The sequence below is a fragment of the Acinetobacter sp. 1130196 genome (assembly GCF_000588095.1).
GTDB lineage: Bacteria > Pseudomonadota > Gammaproteobacteria > Pseudomonadales > Moraxellaceae > Acinetobacter > Acinetobacter nosocomialis.
This window is the reverse complement of sequence record NZ_JFWX01000004.1, coordinates 87,123-109,197: the sequence shown is the minus strand read 5'-3', so window position 1 is coordinate 109,197 and position 22,075 is coordinate 87,123. Positions and strand designations below refer to the sequence as shown.

General features: G+C 38.6%; 27 protein-coding genes. 17 read left to right on the top strand and 10 right to left on the bottom strand.

What is annotated here, in order from left to right; translation table 11 throughout:
• Positions 1 to 111: 111 nt before the first annotated feature.
• Positions 112 to 564, bottom strand: coding sequence for an acyl-CoA thioesterase (locus J671_RS08485; protein WP_002052732.1), 453 nt, complete (start codon positions 562 to 564; stop codon positions 112 to 114).
• Positions 565 to 682: 118 nt separating this feature from the next.
• Entirely contained in the window at positions 683 to 2,059 is a 1,377-nt protein-coding gene (locus J671_RS08480) for a Do family serine endopeptidase (RefSeq protein ID WP_002052609.1), read from the bottom strand.
• Between the two features lie 230 nt (positions 2,060 to 2,289).
• Between J671_RS08480 and nadB the strand changes: the two genes are divergently transcribed.
• Positions 2,290 to 3,933, top strand: coding sequence for an L-aspartate oxidase (gene nadB / locus J671_RS08475; protein ID WP_031981990.1), 1,644 nt, complete (start codon positions 2,290 to 2,292; stop codon positions 3,931 to 3,933).
• 50 nt (positions 3,934 to 3,983) lie between these two features.
• Here nadB and J671_RS08470 read toward each other — a convergent pair whose 3' ends face one another.
• From J671_RS08470 to pabC, 4 genes are all read right to left on the bottom strand, one after another.
• Positions 3,984 to 4,406: a PaaI family thioesterase gene (locus J671_RS08470; RefSeq protein ID WP_031981989.1), complete on the bottom strand. Its 423-nt coding sequence runs from the start codon at positions 4,404 to 4,406 to the stop codon at positions 3,984 to 3,986.
• A 133-nt stretch (positions 4,407 to 4,539) separates the two neighbouring features.
• Entirely contained in the window at positions 4,540 to 5,139 is a 600-nt protein-coding gene (gene tmk / locus J671_RS08465) for a dTMP kinase (protein WP_031981988.1), read from the bottom strand.
• Between the two features lie 9 nt (positions 5,140 to 5,148).
• Positions 5,149 to 6,219 carry an endolytic transglycosylase MltG gene (gene mltG, locus J671_RS08460; protein ID WP_002052517.1) on the bottom strand — a complete coding sequence of 357 codons (1,071 nt, stop codon included), beginning with the start codon at positions 6,217 to 6,219 and terminating at the stop codon, positions 5,149 to 5,151.
• A 1-nt stretch (position 6,220) separates the two neighbouring features.
• Positions 6,221 to 7,033: an aminodeoxychorismate lyase gene (gene pabC, locus J671_RS08455; protein WP_031981986.1), complete on the bottom strand. Its 813-nt coding sequence runs from the start codon at positions 7,031 to 7,033 to the stop codon at positions 6,221 to 6,223.
• Between the two features lie 263 nt (positions 7,034 to 7,296).
• On the opposite strand from pabC, the gene J671_RS08450 reads away from it, so the two are divergent.
• The 6 genes from J671_RS08450 to J671_RS08425 all read left to right on the top strand — a co-directional run bounded on the left by J671_RS08450 (position 7,297) and on the right by J671_RS08425 (position 12,806).
• Positions 7,297 to 8,304 carry a sulfate ABC transporter substrate-binding protein gene (locus J671_RS08450; RefSeq protein ID WP_002052521.1) on the top strand — a complete coding sequence of 336 codons (1,008 nt, stop codon included), beginning with the start codon at positions 7,297 to 7,299 and terminating at the stop codon, positions 8,302 to 8,304.
• 30 nt (positions 8,305 to 8,334) lie between these two features.
• Positions 8,335 to 8,943 carry an RBBP9/YdeN family alpha/beta hydrolase gene (locus tag J671_RS08445; RefSeq protein ID WP_016804963.1) on the top strand — a complete coding sequence of 203 codons (609 nt, stop codon included), beginning with the start codon at positions 8,335 to 8,337 and terminating at the stop codon, positions 8,941 to 8,943.
• 80 nt (positions 8,944 to 9,023) lie between these two features.
• Complete coding sequence (gene cysT, locus J671_RS08440) at positions 9,024 to 9,857, top strand: sulfate ABC transporter permease subunit CysT (protein ID WP_004707527.1); 834 nt, start codon at positions 9,024 to 9,026, stop codon at positions 9,855 to 9,857.
• Complete coding sequence (gene cysW / locus J671_RS08435) at positions 9,854 to 10,738, top strand: sulfate ABC transporter permease subunit CysW (RefSeq protein ID WP_002052783.1); 885 nt, start codon at positions 9,854 to 9,856, stop codon at positions 10,736 to 10,738. Before cysT ends, cysW begins: the two co-directional genes overlap by 4 nt.
• Positions 10,739 to 10,749: 11 nt before the next feature.
• Positions 10,750 to 11,811, top strand: a complete 1,062-nt coding sequence (locus tag J671_RS08430) for a sulfate/molybdate ABC transporter ATP-binding protein (RefSeq protein WP_031981985.1) — start codon at positions 10,750 to 10,752, stop codon at positions 11,809 to 11,811.
• Between the two features lie 71 nt (positions 11,812 to 11,882).
• Positions 11,883 to 12,806: a CysB family HTH-type transcriptional regulator gene (locus tag J671_RS08425; protein ID WP_002052645.1), complete on the top strand. Its 924-nt coding sequence runs from the start codon at positions 11,883 to 11,885 to the stop codon at positions 12,804 to 12,806.
• Between the two features lie 87 nt (positions 12,807 to 12,893).
• Here the strand turns inward: J671_RS08425 and carO are convergent, their stop codons facing one another.
• The gene (gene carO, locus J671_RS08420) at positions 12,894 to 13,634 is read right to left on the bottom strand and encodes an ornithine uptake porin CarO type 3 (protein WP_016805510.1); all 741 of its coding nucleotides are present in this window, start codon (positions 13,632 to 13,634) and stop codon (positions 12,894 to 12,896) included.
• A 285-nt stretch (positions 13,635 to 13,919) separates the two neighbouring features.
• Between carO and dapD the strand changes: the two genes are divergently transcribed.
• The 8 genes from dapD (at position 13,920) to J671_RS08380 (ending at position 18,994) form a co-directional block, all read left to right on the top strand.
• The gene (dapD, locus tag J671_RS08415) at positions 13,920 to 14,741 is read left to right on the top strand and encodes a 2,3,4,5-tetrahydropyridine-2,6-dicarboxylate N-succinyltransferase (protein ID WP_002052807.1); all 822 of its coding nucleotides are present in this window, start codon (positions 13,920 to 13,922) and stop codon (positions 14,739 to 14,741) included.
• A gap of 78 nt (positions 14,742 to 14,819) precedes the next feature.
• Positions 14,820 to 15,530 carry a 7-carboxy-7-deazaguanine synthase QueE gene (queE, locus tag J671_RS08410; protein WP_002052669.1) on the top strand — a complete coding sequence of 237 codons (711 nt, stop codon included), beginning with the start codon at positions 14,820 to 14,822 and terminating at the stop codon, positions 15,528 to 15,530.
• Between the two features lie 40 nt (positions 15,531 to 15,570).
• Entirely contained in the window at positions 15,571 to 16,242 is a 672-nt protein-coding gene (gene queC, locus J671_RS08405; protein ID WP_001247780.1) for a 7-cyano-7-deazaguanine synthase QueC, read from the top strand.
• A gap of 13 nt (positions 16,243 to 16,255) precedes the next feature.
• Positions 16,256 to 16,672 (top strand): hypothetical protein, encoded by a 417-nt coding sequence (locus J671_RS08400; protein WP_002052853.1) that lies wholly within the window; start codon positions 16,256 to 16,258, stop codon positions 16,670 to 16,672.
• A 91-nt stretch (positions 16,673 to 16,763) separates the two neighbouring features.
• Positions 16,764 to 17,450 carry a diphthine--ammonia ligase gene (locus tag J671_RS08395; protein WP_031981983.1) on the top strand — a complete coding sequence of 229 codons (687 nt, stop codon included), beginning with the start codon at positions 16,764 to 16,766 and terminating at the stop codon, positions 17,448 to 17,450.
• 17 nt (positions 17,451 to 17,467) lie between these two features.
• Positions 17,468 to 17,929 carry a peroxiredoxin gene (locus tag J671_RS08390; protein WP_031981981.1) on the top strand — a complete coding sequence of 154 codons (462 nt, stop codon included), beginning with the start codon at positions 17,468 to 17,470 and terminating at the stop codon, positions 17,927 to 17,929.
• A gap of 121 nt (positions 17,930 to 18,050) precedes the next feature.
• A complete protein-coding gene (locus J671_RS08385) occupies positions 18,051 to 18,620 on the top strand; it encodes a CAP domain-containing protein (protein ID WP_031981980.1) in 570 nt (189 codons plus the stop codon).
• Positions 18,621 to 18,631: 11 nt separating this feature from the next.
• Positions 18,632 to 18,994: a glyoxalase superfamily protein gene (locus tag J671_RS08380; RefSeq protein WP_004707511.1), complete on the top strand. Its 363-nt coding sequence runs from the start codon at positions 18,632 to 18,634 to the stop codon at positions 18,992 to 18,994.
• Between the two features lie 11 nt (positions 18,995 to 19,005).
• Here J671_RS08380 and J671_RS08375 read toward each other — a convergent pair whose 3' ends face one another.
• Complete coding sequence (locus J671_RS08375) at positions 19,006 to 19,581, bottom strand: nicotinate-nicotinamide nucleotide adenylyltransferase (RefSeq protein WP_081404847.1); 576 nt, start codon at positions 19,579 to 19,581, stop codon at positions 19,006 to 19,008.
• A 109-nt stretch (positions 19,582 to 19,690) separates the two neighbouring features.
• Between J671_RS08375 and J671_RS08370 the strand changes: the two genes are divergently transcribed.
• The gene (locus J671_RS08370; RefSeq protein WP_022575272.1) at positions 19,691 to 20,491 is read left to right on the top strand and encodes an enoyl-CoA hydratase-related protein; all 801 of its coding nucleotides are present in this window, start codon (positions 19,691 to 19,693) and stop codon (positions 20,489 to 20,491) included.
• Here the strand turns inward: J671_RS08370 and J671_RS08365 are convergent.
• Both J671_RS08365 and J671_RS26270 read right to left on the bottom strand, forming a co-directional pair.
• Positions 20,488 to 20,805 (bottom strand): NIF3 1, encoded by a 318-nt coding sequence (locus tag J671_RS08365; RefSeq protein WP_004707506.1) that lies wholly within the window; start codon positions 20,803 to 20,805, stop codon positions 20,488 to 20,490. The two genes, J671_RS08370 and J671_RS08365, sit on opposite strands and share 4 nt — an antisense overlap.
• 68 nt (positions 20,806 to 20,873) lie before the next feature.
• Positions 20,874 to 20,999 carry a KGW motif small protein gene (locus J671_RS26270; RefSeq protein WP_031981977.1) on the bottom strand — a complete coding sequence of 42 codons (126 nt, stop codon included), beginning with the start codon at positions 20,997 to 20,999 and terminating at the stop codon, positions 20,874 to 20,876.
• Positions 21,000 to 21,170: 171 nt separating this feature from the next.
• Here J671_RS26270 and J671_RS08355 point away from each other — a divergent pair, with 171 nt between their 5' ends.
• Positions 21,171 to 21,764 (top strand): hypothetical protein, encoded by a 594-nt coding sequence (locus J671_RS08355; RefSeq protein ID WP_031981976.1) that lies wholly within the window; start codon positions 21,171 to 21,173, stop codon positions 21,762 to 21,764.
• Positions 21,765 to 22,075: the final 311 nt, after the last annotated feature.

The window sequence follows — 22,075 nt, the reverse complement described above, 5'->3', positions numbered from 1 at the left end:
CAAATTGCGAGAGATTATAGCAGATGGATATTTTAAAGTATCCAAAATAATCATGAGCTTTGTACTTATGTTCTAAAAAATGACAATTCAAAACACATGTAATACTTCCAACTAGCGAGCATACGAAATAGTAAAATCTAAAGGATTTATACTTGAGTCAAGTGGCTTATAGGCTTGTGTAAAAGTCGGTGACATACGTTTTGGTCGGCCAGATTCAATTTCAATACATGCCCACTTGGTATTCCCAACAAATAAGACAGCCTGATCAGAAGGGCGAAAAAAAACATACTGACGAAATGAATAAAGTGCATTGATATCATCGAGCCATGTCCGTAGTACGATTTCTTCGCCTTCAAACGCAGCTTTACGGTATTGTACATGATGCTCAACAGCAACCATTGCATGTTTAAGCTCAAGATATTTGGTTACGCCTACTCCTAATGTTTCAACATGAGCAGCAGCAACATCTTGCATCCATTGGACATACATTACATTGTTAACATGGCCCAAAGCATCAATATGCTGTGGCTGAACCTGAATATGTAAATCGAATATACTGCTCACAAAACACCCACTTTAATCATTAAATCTAAAGCTACATTCAAATTAGCTAGATCACATTATGCCGAATACAAATAATAAAAAACCACCCATTTTCAGGGTGGTTCTTTTTTAAATCATTTTACTGGATGCGTAAACCAAGCATTGCACGTTGGCCTTGACGAATAATCCCAACCCGAGCAACCGTATTTTTTTGTAAGTTAGAAACAACTTTAGCAAAATCTTGGCTATTCAAAATTTGAGTATTATTAACCTGAACAATTACATCACCAGGAATGATATTTGACAATGATGCTAGCCCACCACGGCGAACATCTTGAACATAAATACCACCTTTCACGCTTAACGCATTTTTCTCTGGTTCAGCCAAATCACGAATACTCATGCCTAATACTGGACCTTTAGAAGTAGAAGCCTGAGTACCTGTAGCAGGTGTTTCATCTGGTGCAGTTGCCAGAGTTGCCGAAATATTACGAGTTTTATCATCGCGTAATACTTCAAACTGAACTGTTTGGTTTGGCTGTACTTTGTTTAAGGCATAGAGCAAATCACTTGTACGAAGTACAGAAGCACCATTAAGTTTTAAAATCACATCGCCAGCTCTAAGTCCTGCTTTTTGAGCAGGTGAATTTGGCGTAACTTGTGTGATAAGAGCACCTTCTGGTTTAGGCAGTTTGTAAGCATCGGCAAGGTTACGGTCAATATCTTGCATCATAACGCCTAGGTATGAACGAGTAACTTTGCCTTTTGTTTTAAGCTGTTCAGCTACATCCATCGCTACATCGATTGGAATAGAGAAAGACAAGCCCATATAACCGCCAGTACCACTAAAGATACGTGAGTTCACCCCGACAACTTCACCATTTTGATTAAACAATGGACCGCCTGAGTTACCAGGGTTTAAAGCTACATCTGTTTGAATAAATGGTACAGAGGTTTCACCGCTCATGTTACGTGATTTAGCGCTAACAATACCTGCTGAAGCAGAGTAGTCAAAACCAAATGGCGAACCAATCGCTAAAACAGGCTCTCCCACTCGTAAACGGTCAACATTTCCTACTTTTAAAGCAGGATAATTATTTCCATTCACTTTTAATAAGGCAACATCGGTACGTTCATCACTACCAACAACAGTTGCATCAATCTCACGACGGTCATTTAAAGTAATACTGATGCGGGAAGCATTTTCAATCACATGATGGTTTGTAAGTAAGTAACCATCTTTACTAATAAAGAATGCACTACCGTATGCGGTTTTTTCTTGAGGACCTTGTTGCTGTGGAATGATGACCTGATTACCAAAGAAACGTTTTAAAATTTCAGGAACTTGCTGCTGTAACAGTTCATCCTGCGTCATTTTTTTTACAACGTTTACACTCACCACAGCCGGACTAACTTGTTCAACGAGGTTTGAAAAATCAACAGCAGCGTTTGCTTGAACAGCAGCAACTGTAAATACCGCTGCATACATTCCTTGTTGTAAATAGCGAGATTTCATTCGGTGCTCACCCACAATTGGTCTACGAGAATAAGAATAAAACTGTTGTATCACAACGCTTTGGAATTGTGCGTAACAATATGTTTATTTGTAAGGCATCCTCATCACGTTTATTTTACACATTGCAATTTTTTAAGCTAATTGCAATTTTTCTGTGACTTAGAGCGCTTAAGCTCTTGCCTTTTTAGGTAAAAAGGGGTGTCATTAGCGGACGTTTTAAATTGATGCGAATGGACATGCCTAATCAACAGACAATTCACCACTTTGACGTGATTATTGTGGGCAGTGGCGGTGCTGGTTTAAGCTTAGCTTTATCGTTACCAAGTCATTTTAATATTGCAGTTTTAGCCAAAGCTGCTTTAACTGAAGCAAGTACCTTCTATGCACAAGGTGGTATTGCTGCAGTTCTTGATGAAACTGACTCTATTCAACAACATATTAATGACACTATGATTGCAGGTGCTCATTTATGTGAAATAGATGCAGTACAGCATACTGTAGAAGGTGGTCGTCCTTCTGTTGATTTTCTTTTAAAGCAAGGCGTGCAGTTCACCTTAGATGAAGATGAACAGCTTCATTTAACACGTGAAGGTGGTCACTCACAGCGCCGTATTATCCATTCTGCTGATGCAACAGGCAAAGCTATTTCAACTACATTGGTTGAACGAGCGAAAGAACGCAAGAATATTACAATTTTTGAAAATTACATTGCGATTGATTTAATTACGTCGCATAAGTTGGGTCATATAGATCAAGCGAATCGTGCTATTGGTTTGTATGCATTAGATGAAAAAACAGAAAAAGTTCATACTTTCCTTGCTCCATTTACCGCACTTGCTTGCGGTGGTGCGATGAAAGCTTATCTTTATACATCTAATCCAGATATTGCTACAGGTGATGGTATTGCTATGGCTTACCGCGCAGGTTGCCGTGTAGCCAATATGGAATTTAACCAGTTTCATCCAACCTGCCTATATCATCCGCAAGCACGTTCTTTCTTAATTACTGAAGCGATGCGTGGTGAAGGTGCTTATTTACGCCTGCCAGACGGCGAACGTTTTATGCTACGTTTCGATGATCGTGCAGAGTTGGCTCCTCGCGATATTGTGGCACGTACCATTGACCACGAAATCAAGCGTCTCGGTATTCGTCATGTATGGTTAGATATTACCCACAAATCACCTGAGTTTATTAAAGAGCACTTCCCTACACTCTATGCACGATTGCTTGAGCTAGGTATCGACATCACTAAAGACATGATTCCTGTGGTACCCGCAGCTCACTATACATGTGGTGGTGTTGTAGTTGACTCAAATAGTCAGACCGATATTGAAGGTCTATATGCAATTGGTGAAACCTCTTATACAGGGTTACATGGCGCAAACCGTATGGCAAGTAACTCGTTACTTGAGTGCTTTGTTTACGGTATGAGTGCAGCAAAAGACATCGAAAATAAATTTGATGAAAACTTCAAATTACCAGAAGTACCAACTTGGGATGATTCACAAGTAACCAACCCAGATGAAGATGTGGTTATTTTACAAAACTGGGATGAGTTACGTTCAACCATGTGGAACTATGTTGGTATTGTCAGAACCACAAAACGTTTAGAACGTGCTTTACACCGTATTGAGATGTTAAAGCGTGAAATCACTGAATATTATCAAGACTACCGTGTCAGCAAAAACCTAATTGAACTGCGTAATCTTGTACTTGTTTCCGAAATGATCGTTCGCTGTGCCATGCAACGTAAAGAATCGCGTGGCCTACATTACACTCTAGATTATCCGGAAACTTCGAGTGAGATTCGTAAGACAGTTCTAACGCCTCCAAACTTTGCAGTAGAGCAGCCATTGGTTAATACCGACATTTAGGCTATTTTTCTACAAAAAAGCACAGCTCTGGCTGTGCTTTTTATTTAGTTTTATATTTGTGGTCTTGGTGGAATTGAATAAGTCGCGGTCACATGCGCTACTGGTTCATCTAATCCAACTGAATAAATCCAGACCTCACCCACGACTAAGCTTTTTCCTACTTTCATAAGCTTACATTCACTACGTAAGTCTTTATCACCTGCGGGTTTTCTTAGAAAATTAATATTAAAATTCGTCGTTACCGCCAAACCCACAATTCCAATTTCACCGAGTATTGCAATATACAAAGCAAAATCTGCCAAAGTCATCATGGTTGGACCAGATATGGTACCGCCTGGGCGTTGATGTCTTTGATCTACATGATAATAAACGACAGCAGATCTAGGCGTAACTGATTCAATCGTGCAATGTTCAAGACTTGGGGGAAATTCCTTTTCAAGAAACGCTATGATTTCTTCTTTTGAACTTTTCATCCTTATTTTTCTTCAATTTTAGAACAGTATTCAAAATAGCATAAAATACTGTTCAATATGTTCTATGATCTTTTTAAGCAGATTTGTCGTCATTTTTAACCACTCCCACAGAACTGAGAGTGGCTTTTATTATTTATCCTAAGTATTGTAAGGCTTGCTCAAATACCTGTTCAGGACTTTGCGTAGCATCTAAACGTTTAATACGTTCTGGTTCAGATTTCCATAAAGTCTCATAACCTTCGCGAACTTTAGTAAAGAAGCTTAACTTTTCTTGCTCGAAACGGTCTAAAGCTCCACGCTCACGTGCACGATTCATACCGAGTTCAATCGGTGCATCTAACCAGAAAGTCACCTCTGGCATACGTGAAACAAAATTCTGATTTAAAAGCTGTAATTTATCTTGGCTTAAACCACGACCAGAACATTGGTAAGCAAAGCTTGCATCTGTGAAGCGATCACTTAAAACAATTTTGTTAGAGGCTAAAGCCGGCAAAATCACTTGTTGTAAGTGTTGAGCACGTGCCGCATAAATTAAGAGTAGCTCAGTATCATGACTCATATTTTCATCATGATTTACCGCTAAAAGCATCGAACGTATTTGTTCTGCAAGCGGTGTTCCACCCGGCTCTCGAGTTAAAACAACTTCTTTACCTTGCTCTTCAAAATGCTGATGAATTTTTCGAATGAGTGTAGTTTTACCTACCCCTTCCGTGCCTTCAAAGCTAATAAACATCTTTTTTCCTTATTTCTTCGATCTCAACACGGATAAGTACTCTTGCACCGCTTGATTATGAGCCTGTAAATCTGCTGTAAATTTATGACCACCATTACCAGTTGCCACAAAATAAATATTATTTGAGTCATCTGGATGTAGTGCTGCTTCAATTGCTTTTTGACTTGGCAAAGCAATTGGTGTTGGCGGTAAGCCATTAATTGTATAGGTATTATATGCGGTTGGTGTACGTAAGTCTTCGCGACTGATCTTACCCTTATAGTTATCACCCATTCCATAAATCACGGTTGGGTCAGTTTGTAAACGCATACCAATTTTCAAACGGCGTACAAATACACCAGATACTTGCTCAAGCTCACTATCTATACTTGTTTCTTTTTCAACAATCGAAGCCATAATTAAAGCTTCATACTTATCTTTATAGGGTAAGTTTGGTGCGCGATTTGCCCAAGCAGTATCTAAAGCTTTCATTTGATGATGATATAAATCGGTGAGGATTTTTTTGTCAGTCTCACCCTTTGCGAAGAAATAAGTGTTAGGCGCAAATAAACCTTCCGGATGATGATAAGGAATACCTAAAGCCTTCATAAGCTGGTCATCTGGTAAATCGAGTATTGTATTTTTTACATTTTTATCATTTTTGAGTGCAGTAATAAGCTGTTTAAAAGTCGTACCTTCAATCACTAAAATACGGTTCATCTGAGCATTATCAGCATTAGACAACATCTCCAATACTTGTCTTACGCTCATTCCCTGTTCGATTTCATACACACCAGCTTTCATGCTGTCATGAATCATAAACTTTTGATAAAGCTTAAGTACAATTGGGAAATGGATTTTATTTTCTTTGGCTAAACGATCAATAAAACCAGAATAGGTCTCACCTGATGTGATCGATAGCATCTGCTTTTTCCCTTCAACAGGATAAGCTTTAAATAAACTTGACCACAAAATAGCAAAAATAGAAATTAAAACGATAAAAAAGCCAATCAGCACCAACTTTTTAGGAAAATGAGATGCTGTTTTCTTGCCCTTTTTTTTAGCATTTTTTGCTTTCGCGTTCACAGGTGGCTTCGGCATATTAATGAATCTGATTCAAGTTAAGATTATGAAATAAATTTAGGCACGCCTGTGAATCTAGAGTTTGTTCACCGATTTGAGTAACCACTCGCATTGGATGTAAAGCATTACAAAAGAATAGACTCTGTATTTGTGGCACTTCATCTAATTCAATTATTCTGACTTCGCAGGCAATTCCATGGTGCTGCATACGTGCCAAAATTTCTGCACGCATCACACCGTGGACGCCATTATAGCGAAGTTCCGGTGTAATCCATCTATCATTTAAACGAATAAAACAATTACTGCTTACCCCTTCAACAATATAACCTTGTACATCAGATACTAATGCTTCTGACCATCCTTGTTGATCTGCTTCTTTTTTTAGCAGTACCTGTTCCAGACGGTTTAAAGATTTAAGTCCAACTAGACTCGGCATGGTTAAACCCAAGGCCTGATTTAAAACCCCGCACTGTATAAAGTCGGGTTGGAATTGCTCCAGTGCTTTTGGATAAAACCAGATATAAATATCTGCTTCATGCTTTGGCAAACTATAACCACGGTCACCTTCACCGCGGCTAATCACAATTTTTAAAGTACCGTTGAGTACAAGGTTTTGTTGGTATAAATGCTGCAAACTCTGTTCAATTAATTCAAAATTTGCAATTAAAGCTAGTTTTTGACAAGCAAGTTTTAGACGTTCCCAGTGACGAGCTTTAAGCTCTATCTCATTCTGAAAAACACGAATTGTGCTAAAGCAACCATCTCCATAATGAAATGCTCGGTCCAGTAACGGAATGGTTTCAACAGGTTGTCCATTTTTAAAACACCACATGTTTAATCCGTCCTTTATTTAAAAACCACTCAACAATACAACACCATTCATTTAATTAATAAACGACTGATTTTTAAAAATTATACCGATTTAGTTTATACTTTTGAAACTTGTTATATATCAAGATTTAAGAATAGTTTATCCATTTTTATTATTTCTATTTTTTTCATATTAAATTCGTTTTTTATTATTTTTTTAGAATAAAGACTAGCGCTATTCTGCGTTCATGTTTTGAACATTTCGTATTTTTGAGGGGTTATCTCATGCGTTTTTCTCAATTAAAAGTTGGGGTTATTGCTGCGCTTCTTTCTGTTTCATCATTTGCAGCGCAAGAGTTTTTAAACGTTTCTTACGATCCTACTCGTGAGTTATATACAGACTTTAATAAACAGTTTGGTACTTACTGGAAGCAGCGTACTGGTCAAGATATTCAGTTTAAGCAATCACACGGCGGTTCTGGTAAACAGGCTCGTGCAGTAATTGATGGCTTAAATGCTGACGTTGTGACATTAGCACTTGCAGCTGATATTGACGAAATTGCTGAAAAAGCAAAATTACTTCCAACTGATTGGCAGAAGAAATTGCCACAAAACTCTACTCCATACACATCAACAATCGTGTTTTTGGTACGTAAGGGTAACCCTAAACAAATTAAAGACTGGGGTGACTTAATCAAACCAGGTGTAGAAATTATTACACCAAACCCGAAAACTTCTGGCGGTGCTCGCTGGAACTACCTTGCAGCTTGGGCTTGGGCAAAACATCAACCAGGTGGTAACGATGCGAAAGCACAAGAGTATGTCCGCCAAATTTATAAGCACACTAAAGTTCTAGATTCGGGTGCACGCGGTGCAACCACGACTTTTGCTGAACGTGGCATTGGTGACGTATTACTTGCTTGGGAAAATGAAGCTCACTTAGCTGTTCGCGAACAACCGGGCAAATTTGAAATTATTACCCCGTCTCTTTCGATTTTAGCTGAACCACCAGTTGCTGTTGTTGAGAAAAACGCTGCTAAAAAAGGCAACCTCACCATCGCGAAAGGTTACCTCAACTACTTGTACTCACCTGCTGGCCAAGAAATTGCAGCACGTAACTTCTACCGCCCTCGTAATGCAGCCGTACTCAAAAAATACAGCAATGTATTTAAACCATTGAAACTCGTAACAATTGATAAAGAGTTTGGTGGTTGGACAAAAGTGCAAAAACAACACTTTGATAATGGTGGTGTTTTCGATCAAATCGTGAAAATCAATAGTGCAGAGAAGTAATTCTTTGTACTAACGATAAGGAGAACAGACATGACTCACTCTGTAATTGTTCCAGGTGTAGGTGGAAGTGAACATCAACATTGGCAATCTTGGTTGCAGCGTCAACTCGTGTCTAGTTCTCGTGTTGAGCAAAAAAACTGGGATAGACCCGTATTAAGTGAATGGATTGAGCAATTCGTTAAAACAGTTCAAGCAGTACAAGCACCAGTACAAATTGTTGCGCATAGTTTCGGTTGCTTAACAAGTGTTGCTGCTTTGGCTGAGCACCCTGAGTTACAAGTTCAAGTTAAAAAACTAATTTTGGTTGCTCCTGCAAATCCAGCACGTTTTGGTGAAGCAGGCTTTGCCCGCCATAGCTTGACTGACTACAAAGATTATTTTCATCAGTTAAAAATTAATGTGCCTACAACACTACTGATTAGTGAAAATGATCCTTGGTTAGATTTTTTTGATGCTTTACAACTTGCTAAAGCTTGGCAATTAAACCCAATTAATCTTGGGCAAGTCGGTCATATTAATGTTGCTTCTGGTTTTGGCCCATTCCCTGACTTACTGAACTATCTACTTCCTGAAGACTCGATGTGTAGCCACTCATCTATTGATCCGGTAAAGACACATTTCTCTTTGAAATTTGCTTAATACCCAGCTTTATACCGCGCCGTTTATCTTTATTTATTCGCTTACTGGTTTCAGCAGGCTTTTCTCTTTGAGGAAATATCATGTCGCAGCGATCCCGAGTGCTGCCTGGGTTTGGTCTATCATTGGGCTTCACCCTCGCCTACGTTTCTTTTATTGTGCTTATTCCATTAGCCGCAGTCTTTATCAAATCATTTGGAATCGGATGGGACGGACTATGGGAAATTTTAACCTCTGAACGTATTTTAAAATCACTTCAACTCAGCTTTAGTTCAGCTTTAATTGCGGCGTTTATTAATGTTGTTTTCGGACTACTTTTAGCTTGGTGCCTTGTCCGTTATAACTTTCCCGGAAAACGTCTGGTTGATGCTTTAGTAGACTTACCTTTTGCACTTCCAACAGCAGTTGCAGGTATTGCGCTTACTTCGCTTTATGCACCTACTGGCTGGATTGGTCAATATTTAGAACCACTCGGTATTCATGTTGCTTATACACCTATCGGGATTACGCTAGCTTTAGTATTTATTGGTATTCCTTTTATTGTTCGGACTGTTCAACCCGTACTAAGCGATATCGAAACTGAGCTTGAAGAGGCTGCTTCTGCACTTGGGGCAAATCGCTGGCAGACCATTACTAAAATTATTTTACCAATATTACTACCTGCACTATTTACAGGCTTTGCTTTAGCATTTGCCCGTGGCGTGGGTGAATATGGTTCTGTAATTTTCATCGCAGGTAACCAGCCGTTTAAAACAGAAATTGCCCCGCTCATGATCATTTCTCGTCTTGAAGAATATGACTATGCAGGTGCAACGACTATTGCTGCGGTTATGTTAGTTCTCTCTTTCATTATTTTATTTGTCATTAACTTACTTCAAGCATGGGCAAACCGTCGTACTGGGAGAAATATCACATGAACCTACATACCGACAGCAATGCACTTGCTTTGAAGCTACAGTCTCGTGATGCAACTCGTGAACCGACTTGGGTTCGTTATACGCTGATTACAGTTGCACTGATTTTCTTTCTTAGTTGCCTCATGCTGCCTCTTATTCTGGTTTTTGTTGAAGCGTTTAAACAAGGCCTTGAAGTCTATGTTCAGGCTTTAATTGATCCAGATACGTTGTCAGCGGTGAAATTAACATTACTCACCGCAGCGATTGCCGTACCGATTAACGTGATATTTGGTGTTGCCGCTGCATGGGCTGTTTCCAAGTTCCAGTTTAAAGGCAAAGCGATTTTAACCACTATTATTGATATGCCTTTTTCAGTTTCACCTGTTATTGCAGGTTTAATGATTGTACTGATTTTTGGTGCTCAAGGTTGGTTAGGCGGCTGGTTAATGGACCATGACATTAAGATTTTATATGCGGTGCCCGGAATTGTTTTAGCGACCATCTTTATTACCGTTCCCTTTGTTGCACGTGAATTAATTCCACTCATGGAAGCTCAAGGAACAGAAGAAGAAGAAGCCGCGATTGTACTTGGTGCCTCAGGCTGGCAAACCTTTTGGAAAGTCACTCTGCCTAACATTAAGTGGGGTTTAATTTACGGCGTGATTTTATGTAACGCGCGTGCAATGGGTGAGTTCGGTGCAGTATCGGTAGTTTCTGGCCACATCCGTGGTGAAACCAATACCCTGCCACTTCATGTTGAAATTTTATATAACGAGTACACCTTTAGTGCAGCCTTTGCCGTGTCCTCATTACTTGCTTTCTTAGCCTTATTAACACTGGTATTGAAAACTTGGTTAGAACTGCATCAAGACAAACCAGAACCGCATTCAACTGATTCGTAAGGAATGAAATCATGAGTATTCAAGTTAAGAATATTGAAAAACACTTTGGTGCATTCCATGCGCTTAAAAATATTTCCCTAGATTTTCCAGAGGGCGAACTGGTTGCGCTACTCGGACCATCTGGCTGCGGTAAAACCACACTACTGCGTATTATTGCTGGTTTAGAGTCAGCCGATGGCGGTCAAGTGTTACTTGAAGGCGAAGATGCAACCAATGTCCATGTTCGCGAACGTCAAGTTGGCTTTGTATTTCAGCACTATGCTTTATTCCGTCATATGACTGTATTTGACAATATTGCTTTTGGTTTACGTGTTCGCCCTCGTGCGACACGTCCTTCGGAAGCTGAGATTAAAAAACGTGTTACTCGTCTGCTTGACCTAGTTCAACTGGGCTTTTTAGCAGACCGCTACCCTGCTCAGCTTTCTGGTGGTCAACGTCAACGTATTGCCTTAGCGCGAGCACTCGCTGTAGAGCCTCGTGTGCTATTGCTTGATGAACCATTTGGCGCACTTGATGCCAAAGTCCGTAAAGAACTACGCCGCTGGTTACGTAACTTGCATGACGAATTACATATCACTTCAATTTTCGTAACCCATGATCAAGAAGAAGCACTTGAGGTAGCTGATCAAATTATTGTGATGAATAAAGGTAACGTCGAACAAATTGGTTCGCCGCGTGAAGTTTACGAAAACCCTGCCACACCATTCGTATTTGATTTCTTAGGTCAAGCAAACCGTTTTGAAGGCGAACATGCTGGCGGTATTATCCGTATTGGCAATGATCGTATCGAATTACCGACTACAGTTCAGGCACCGCAAGGAAAAGTGATTGCTTTTGCCCGTCCGGATGAGTTACATATTCATTCGCAACCACAAGCAAATACAATTGAAGCAACTTTTGTACGTGAAGTCTGGATTGCTGGAAAAGTAGTGGCGGAATTACAAGATCGTAATGGACGTTTAATTGAGATTGCTTTGAGCAGTGAAGCTGCAAAACAACATGCATTTAAACCGAATCAAACTGTTTGGGTGAGTGCATCTCAACTTCACCTATTTGCAGATCAAGTTGCTTAAGGAATTATTTGGTGAGGAGCCATCTCGCGGAATTTAAAGCCGTTCCTCACCTCTTTCGAGGAAAAGTGTAAATGAACTTTCAACAATTAAGAATTATCCGAGAAACAGTACGCCAAAACTTTAATTTAACGGAAGCATCTGCCGCGTTATATACCTCTCAATCAGGTGTAAGTAAACATATTAAAGATTTAGAAGATGAGTTAGGTGTACAACTTTTCGTTCGTAAAGGTAAACGTTTACTTGGTTTAACTGAACCAGGCCAATCGCTACTTAGCATTGTGGAGCGTATGCTTGTAGATGCAGAAAATATTAAACGTCTTGCTGATGACTTTAATAAAGTGGACGAAGGTACTTTAACAATTGCGACAACGCATACTCAAGCACGTTATGTGCTACCACCAATTGTCAATCAATTTAAAAAGCTGTTCCCTAAAGTCCATTTGATTTTGCAACAAGCCAGTCCTGTCGAAATTGCAGAAATGCTTTTACAAGGCGAAGCCGATATTGGTATTGCGACAGAGTCTTTAACAACTGAAGAAAACTTAGCAAGTATTCCATACTATCAGTGGCAGCACAGTATTATTACTCCGCAAGATCATCCACTTGCAAAGCTCGATAAAATCGATCTTGATGCTTTATCTGAATATCCATTGATTACTTATCACGGTGGTTTTACAGGCCGCTCTAAAATTGATAAAGCATTTGAAGATGCTCAAATTGATGCAGATATCGTAATGTCTGCGCTTGATGCCGATGTTATTAAAACTTATGTTGAACTTGGTATGGGCGTCGGAATTGTCAACGATGTTGCCTATGATGCGGAACGTGACTATCGTTTAAAGCAAATTAAAACTGATATCTTTGGTGTTAATACTACATGGATTGCTGTTCGCAAAGGTCACTTATTACGCGGTTACGGTTATGAGTTTATTTCTTTATGCTCACCTGATGCTGACATTAAAGCGTTGAAGAAAATTGCTTATCCAGATGAATAAGAACTGCAAAAAATAAAAGAGCTTTTTAGCTCTTTTATTTTTATCTATAAAAAAACGAGCCGAGGCTCGTTTTTTTATAGAATATTATTACCAGAAGAAGTTCACACCAACTTTACCAACTGGTAACCATTTGTATTTGTCATCGTTAGCAATCTTACGAGCTTCAGCATTCACTGCTTCTTCAAGAGACTGACTGCCACCTGTAATTGCTGAACCAGATGAAACTAGTTTTACAGTTGGGTTACCAGTGTAGTAAGCACCTACCTCACCGAATACACCCCAGTTTTTATTAATTTTAGGCGCGAAACCAAAACCTAAGTAAGGAGCAATATCATTTTTATATGACATTTTACCGTTAATTTTCACACCATCAGCACCCGCAATAAAGTCTTGGTTATTTACGCGGAATGAACGTGTAGCATCAACATTACGATTTAGGTCATAGTCATTATCAAGATATGCTGCACCCGCAGCTACGTATACACCTTGAGCCCAACGGTTAGTACTTGCACCCCATGGATGAATTTCAGCATTTAAATAAACGTTGTTATTATCCATATCTAGGTCATATGTTGAACCGTTGACTTTTACATCATCAGACCAAGAAATATCACCACCGTTATAACCCAATGCTAAACCTACATATGGATTTGCTTGCCATAATAAAGCGCCACCGTAACCTGTAGTACCTACCTCAGCACGAGCACCTACTGGAATTAATTGGTTTTTATCGAATGCATAACTGTCATGAACAACAGCTTCATCTGCCATTGCAGCACCAGCAGCAAGTAAAGCTGTAGTTGTCACTAAAACACGTAATACTTTCATCGTTTTCTCCTCAAGAAAAGGCTCTGTTTTTAATTTATTCAGCTTGTGACAAAAATTATATTCAAGAGCATAGATTCTTTTTTATACAAAAACTGCTAGATTTCTGTTATTTTTTGATACAAATTGAGTTAAATTTTTATTTTCAAATCATTTTTGTGTAAAAAACACTTGATTATCTAATAAGCTTTTCCACTTTAACTCTCACTTTAAACGTAACACGTTTTTTCAAAGATTCTTGTCACAAATTAGTGTAAAATCTTTAAAATTTTTTATGGAAGGAAGATCATGTCTCAGCTTTCTACGATCATTGAGCAAGCATTTGAAGACCGCGCAAACTTTACTGCAGCAGATTGCTCAAGCGAAATTCGCCAAGCTGTTGAAGAAGCAATTGCTGGATTAGATAACGGTACACTTCGTGTTGCAGAGAAAATCAATGGTGAATGGGTTGTTCATCAATGGTTAAAAAAAGCTGTTTTATTATCATTTAAACTAAATGACAATAAACCGATCGAGTCATGTGATCTTCGTTTCTACGACAAAGTTGAAACTAAATTCTCTGGTTGGACTGAAGAGCAATTTAAAGCTGCTGGTGTTCGTGTTGTACCTCCTGCTGTTGCTCGTCGTGGTAGCTTCCAAGCTAAAAATGTGGTGTTAATGCCATCTTATGTCAACATTGGTGCTTATGTAGATGAAGGTACAATGGTTGATACATGGGCAACTGTAGGTTCATGTGCTCAAATCGGTAAAAACGTTCACTTGTCTGGTGGTGTTGGTATCGGTGGTGTTTTAGAGCCATTACAAGCTAACCCAACCATTATTGAAGACAACTGCTTTATCGGTGCGCGTTCTGAAATCGTTGAAGGCGTTATTGTTGAAGAAGGTTCAGTCATTTCAATGGGCGTTTTCATTGGTCAATCAACCAAAATTTATGACCGTGAAACTGGCGAAATCCATTATGGCCGCGTTCCTGCTGGTTCAGTTGTTGTACCAGGTAACATCCCGTCTGCTGACGGTAAATACAGCTTATATGCTGCAATTATCGTGAAAAAAGTTGATGCGCAAACACGTGCAAAAACAAGTTTGAACGATTTGTTACGCGCTGACTAATTTCAGTTTGATCAAGCATCTCTACGGTCAACACTGATCGTAGAGATTTTATTTTTTATATAGTGTGGTATTTCTAGAATGGCTTCCTTACGTTCCTCTGCAATTCCTGTCTCTGACCCTGCGTCTGGTTTACGCATTACCGAGATTTTTTACTCGTTGCAGGGTGAAGCAAATGCCTCTGGTCTACCGACTGTATTTATTCGCTTAACGGGCTGCCCTTTACGTTGTAGTTATTGTGATACCACCTATTCTTTTGAAGGAGGTGAACGTTTATCACTAGAGCACATTATTGAAACGGCTGAAAAATATCAAACGCCTTATATTTGTGTGACTGGTGGCGAACCTCTAGCACAGCCAAATTGCTTAATTTTATTACAACGTTTATGCGATGCGGGTTTTGACGTTTCTTTGGAAACCAGTGGCGCGCTCGATGTGTCAAAAGTAGACCCACGTGTTTCTAAAGTTCTCGATTTAAAAACACCAACTTCTGGTGAAGAACATCGTAATCTCATCAGTAATCTTGACTACCTAACTTCACATGACCAAATCAAATTTGTGATCTGTAATCGTGAAGACTATGAGTGGTCAAAACAACAAGTTGAACAATATCAACTGCAGACCAAAGTCAGCACCGTTTGGTTCTCCCCTGCCTTTGCAGTTGAAAAAGGTGCTGTTGGCCTACCACGTTTAGCACGTGATCTGGCACAGTGGATACTGGACGATAAACTGCCTGTTCGTTTCCAGCTACAGTTACATAAACTGCTCTGGAACGATGAATCAGGTCGTTAGTCATTCAATAAAACAAATCATTCCGAATATGGAGAAAAATATGCGCCCTCGTGCCATTGTTTTACTTTCAGGCGGCTTAGACTCAACCACTTGCCTAGCTTGGGCACAAGCGCGCTATGAATGTATCGCTATTAGTTTTATGTATGGTCAACGCTCAACCACTGAACTTGATGCAGCAAAAGCATTAGCGCAGCGCGCAGGCGTTGAACATCGTGTTATTAATATCGATTTAGCCAATTTAGGTGGATCTGCACTTACAGACCATAACATTGCTGTACCAGAACAATTACAAGAAGGCATTCCTGTAACTTATGTACCAGCACGTAACACAATTTTCCTCTCTTATGCCTTAGCAGCAGCAGAAGTTTTCAATGCTGAAGCGATTGTTATTGGTATCAATGCTGTTGATTATTCAGGATATCCTGATTGTCGCCCAGAATTTATTGATGCTTTTGCCAATATGGCTCGTTTAGCAACCAAAGCTGGCGTTGAAGGAAAACCACTTAAATTTGAAACACCCCTGTTACATTTATCCAAAGCGAATATTATACGTTTAGGGATTGAACATGGCGTAGACTATAGTCAAACGGTATCTTGCTATCAAGCAGATGCTCAAGGACGTGCGTGTGGCAAGTGTGACAGTTGCCGTTTGCGTAAAGAAGGCTTTATCGATGCTGGTGTTACCGATCCAACACGCTATATACCGCAATAAGTAGGTAAAATTTATGAAGTTGTTAAAATCAAATCTTATTCTTTCATCTTTATTCTCAGCAGCTGCACTTATGGCTGGGTCAGTTCATGCAGCTGATAACCCAGTTCAAGCAGCATATAAAAGCACTAACGTTAAAGGTGCATTAATCAACGTTTGTAAAGACCAAACTGCAAAAGGCGGTAAATTAAGCTCAGCTGAAGTTAGCAAATTCTGTAGCTGCCAAGTGGAAGCACAAGGTAAAGTGACTGAAGCACAAAAATGGGAAATCCAGAGCGCAATCAATGCGAAGAAAAGCCCAAGCTCTTTAGCTTTTGTACAACAACAAAACCGTGATCTTAAAGCATGTTTCGGTCCTCAGTTAACAACTAAGCTTGAAAAATTAACTGAAGAAGCGATGAAAGCAGCTCAACAACAAGCTCCTAAAAAATAAGCTTTTGTTGCTCCAAATTAAGCCTGCATTTATGCAGGCTTTTTTTATAGCTCTGTTAAAATGACACTGACCTCATCATTCGAAATAAATCATGCAAGAACAATGGAAAACCAACGCACATCACAGACAGTCAATTGTCTCCTTTAGTGGAGGTAAAGACAGTTCTCTTGCACTGTATGATGCAATGCGAACTGGTAATGTAATTGGTTTAATCGTTATGCTGGAAGAACATGGCCAACGCTCCCGTTCCCATGCTATGCCACTTGATATTATTCAAGCACAAGCGAAAGCAATTGGCTTACCCGTGTTTATGGCTTCATCTAGCTGGAATGACTATGAAAGTAAATTCATTAACTTATTGAATGAAGCTAAACAAAAAGGTGCAGAAGTACTGGTTACAGGTGACTTAGATATGCCTGAACATGGCTGTTGGCATGATCGCGTCACTCAAATGGTTGGACTTAAACTAGGCATGCCACTTTGGCTACGTCCTCACCGTGAAGTTGTTGAAGAGTTTATTCAACTTGGATTTCAGAGCATCATTGTGACCGTAAACCTTAAACTCGGGATGAAGGTAGAAGATTTAGGTCAAGTGTTATCGCTAGAGTATATACAGGAACTTGAAAACCGCGGAATTGATCCATGTGGTGAGGGCGGCGAATTCCATACCACTGTCATTGACGGCCCAATTTTTAACAAAGCTATTCCTGTAAGAAAACTCGATATTGTTTATCATGAAGAATATGCTTTTCTACCACTTGAATTAGATCGAATTTAACTTTTAAAGGATAAGAAATGTCTGAAAATATTCAACTGCCAAATCAGGTTTTCCCAACTACACACGGCGAAGTGAATTTGGCTGAAATCGATAATGAATGGCTGATTATTTACTTCTACCCTAAAGACTCAACTCCTGGTTGCACCACACAAGCTGTCGGTTTTTCTTGTTTAAAAGATCAGTTTGATGCTTTGGGTACTCGTATTTTTGGAGTATCACGTGACTCAGTAAAAGCCCACCAAAACTTTACAGAAAAACAGGCTCTAACTATTGATTTAATTAGTGATAGAGAAGAAGTGCTTTGTAATCACTTTGATGTCATTAAAGAAAAGAATATGTATGGAAAAAAAGTAATGGGTATCGAGCGCTCTACTTTTATTTTCCATAACAAAACTTTAGTTAAAAGCTACCGTAAAGTAAAAGCTGCTGGCCATGCAGAACAAGTTTTAGAAGACTTAAAAGCATTACAAACGGCTTAATAAGCTTGAGCAACAAAAAAGCGAGTTGAATACTCGCTTTTTTACACGCACATAAATTGCTCAGTCATTTTAATTTGGCGTATGATAAAAATGTTAAAATAATTCGAATAATGGCATAGCTATGAATCTACTAAAAGTTTGTACTTTATTGCCTTGTAGCCTTATTACTGCTGCGTGCTCAGTTAACTCATCAAGTACACCTCCTACACTGAGCTCTTCTACACCACAAGTTCAAAAATCATCTATAGAAATAAGCTGCCAAGATTTACAAAACCATGCCTACCAAAAAGCTATTCTTAGTACAATCAATCAAATACGCCAGCAATCACGCCAATGTGGTCCGCAGTATTTTTCCGCAACCACGCCGCTGAGTTGGAATAATAATTTATATAAAGGCGCACTTTCTCATAGTGAAGATATGGCGGCACATAACTTTCTTGGGCATGTTGGCTCGACTGGCCTCGATTTAAAGTCACGATTAAAACTTTACAATACGCTTAGTAACGCCAACGGTGAAAATGTCGCGAGCGGGCAGAAAACTTTAAATGAGGTAATGTCTAAATGGCTATCGAGTCCCCTACACTGTAGCAATTTAATGAATCCAAAATTCACAACTTACGCAATTGCTTGTGCTTCTGACAAAACAGGTAAACAAAAGAGCTATTGGACTCAACAATTTGGTACACGTTAAAAGGAAAAATGATGCAATCAGGTTCTATTACACCAATTTTAAGAATTTTTGATGTTGATTTAGCTCAATCATTTTACCTTGAGTTTTTAGGCTTTCAGCTCGACTGGCAACACCAGTTTGAAGATAACTTTCCGCTGTATTTACAGATTTCAAAAGATGATTGCATCATTCATTTATCTGAACATTTTGGAGATGCAAGTCCGCACAGCGCAATCCGTATTTATTGGGAACATATTTATGAGTTACATAGTGAACTCAGTCAAAAAGATTATAAATTTTCTAAACCTCAGGTTGAAAAAACAGATTGGGAAACGCTAGAACTCAGTATTACCGATCCTTTTTCCAACCGAATTATCTTTTGGGCAGATGCTTAATCTATATTTAATTACTCAATTTCATCTAAGTTAGAGCGGTCATCTTGCTCAAAACGTTGTTGAAGTTTTTGGTAAGTACGTGTTTTTTTAAATTCATCTAAAAATTGAATAGTTCCAACAGGAAAAAATTCCGTTTGGATTTCACCACGATAATACGCCTCACGCATTGGTGTTGCTGAAATAGAGTCTTTTAAACTATCCAGCTCCACCATTACCCATTCGGGAAATAATCTTAAATAATAAGATGATTCATCTTTAAAGTGACCAATTAAACCAACTTTCGAGTTCGGCTCTATCACGCCATTTACCAGTGATTTGACTTGTTTTACCCACTTCTCATCATTATAAACATCAACAACATGCACAAATTGAATACGCTTTTGCTCATCTAATGAAAAATTAGATAAAATCATTTGCTCTCGTTCAATCGCGAGAAACGGATTTTTAATATTACGTTCCATTTGGGCGGAACCTAATGCCAAAATCACATAACGGCTTTGTTGTAGCGCGATTTCGATCGTTTGCATATGTGCCAAGTGAAATGGCTGAAAACGACCTATAAAAACGAGATAATCAAATGTATACATAATGAGTTTTTCACTTTTTATGAACTCACCAGTTACGCTTATTACAAAAAATATGCGCCATAATGAGAACCTAAAAATCAACAACGTGGTTTAAAGCAAGGATAGTACGATGACACTTAGCTGTATTCAACAACCTCATCAACATTTACAAGCAAATTTAGAAGGTGGCGTACTCACCTTAGCCATAAATCGCCCAGAAGCAAAAAATGCATTATATGGCGAACTTTATTTATGGATTGCCAAAGCACTTGATGAAGCTGACCGAAATAAAGATGTACGAGTAGTCGTTCTACGTGGTGCCGAACATGACTTTACCGCTGGTAATGACATGAAAGACTTCATGGGTTTTGTACAAAGTCCGAATGCTGGCCCTGCAGGTCAAGTTCCTCCATTTGTACTCCTTAAATCTGCTGCCAGATTATCAAAGCCGCTTATTATTGCAGTAAAAGGCGTTGCAATTGGTATTGGCGTTACGATTTTATTACAGGCAGACCTCGTTTTTGCCGACAATACGGCCCTCTTCCAAATTCCTTTTGTTAGCCTTGGGCTTTCTCCTGAAGGTGGTGCAAGTCAATTATTAGTTAAACAAGCCGGTTATCACAAAGCAGCTGAACTACTGTTTACTGCGAAAAAGTTCAATGCAGAAACTGCTCTACAAGCTGGCTTAGTGAATGAAATCGTTGAAGATGCTTATTCAATTGCTCAGGCAACTGCTCAACACTTAACAGCTTTACCACTTGCTTCATTAAAACAAACCAAAGCATTAATGAAACATGATTTAGATCAGATTATTGAATGTATTGACCATGAAGCAGAAATCTTTATGCAACGCGTTCAATCACCAGAAATGCTAGAAGCTGTGCAGGCATTTATGCAAAAACGTAAACCAGACTTTTCACAGTTTAATTAAAAATCAACTTCTATGATTTGAATAAACTCAAAGGCAGGCTCTTCGTAAGGATGGCTTGCCTTTAATGCTTTTGCCACTGCATTTGCCTTTTCTTCAAGCACAATCGTTTCAACACGCCATTCGTCAACTTGCTCAAGTTCACCTAGCTCTCCAATATAAGGATCAGCTCCTTTAACTGGCTTGAATTGCCCTATTCCTTTAACTTGCCAAGCACATTGTTCATAGTTCCCTATCCCCCCTGCTCCAGCCGCAAATATAGACTCTTTAGTCGACTCAAGATGTGACTCAGGTACGTAATAAATCAGCTTTAACATGAATAGAATGACTCAAAACTAGTAAACTTGCTTTAAATCATACCGTTAAAAAAGCTTCTAAATCAAAGTCAGCTCATCAGTGCCAAATAATTTGCTCCAATAAAAAGAATTTGAATAGCAAGTGCTAAGCCAAATAAGCGCCAGCCTCTGTCCTTTGTAGACATTGTTCCCATATGATTTTTGTTTTTCATCATTTTGATCTCCGATTTTTATCGTTGTTACAGAGAAAGCAAAAATTGAACCAACTTCCTTAAAGTATAATTTAATATAAATTTACCTTACCCATCGAAATATTTTTCTTATTAAATTGTTTTTTGTGTAACTTATCAAATAACATGTTAATAAATATTTAGGCCAAAAGAAAAATGACTAATTCATTCATAAATCAATGGAAGTTTTTTTATCCTAATAAACTTCCAATTTCACATTGTTTTCGACAATATTTTTCACAATTTTGGTTCCGAATTCATAGCCTTCCAGAATCAAAAAGATATGCAGATACACCTGCAGAATATGAATTATTATTAAATCGTCATAATCAAATTATTGATGACTGTTTCGATTCTAATGCTTCTATTTTTATTGTTACCGGTCATTATTTCAGTCAAAGCGATAATAATAAAATATATGATCCAACTTTGAGGCTCAAATACGAATTTCATCCAGAAAAAGAAATAAATCTAACACAAGCTAATCCCGAATATTATGATGATGACGAAGAAGATCATTTCTATAGACCGTATTCCATCAATGAAATTTGGAAAAAAAATGAACACAATGATTTATTAAAAAAGATCGCCGACGATGAGGTTCGAGCCTTTATGATTTCTTTTGAGCAAAATATAATTATTGCTCCATATGATGGGGGCATTGATTTTATTATCTTTAATGACGCCAAGAGGAATGAGTTAATAAATAAGTATAAAGATTGGCTATCACCACGAGCTGATGGATTATAGAACTTTAGGAATATTAAATAATACATCTGTAATCTCTAAAGATTTTGGAGATAAATTTAATGAGAAATTATAATTCCCTATGAGTGGATGATCTTCTATTGGTAATGAATCTATATAGTTTCTTTGCTTTATCCAATGAGTATGAGCCACACAATACCCATCATTGTATCTAGAAAAAAGTTCTTATATATGAATCAACAAGAATTACTCTAACTTGGAAATAATCACCATATAAAATATCTGCTGATATTTTATAATCTTTATCAAATGCAATTTTTATGACAGCCTCAATTAAATCCTCTCTTTTTTTC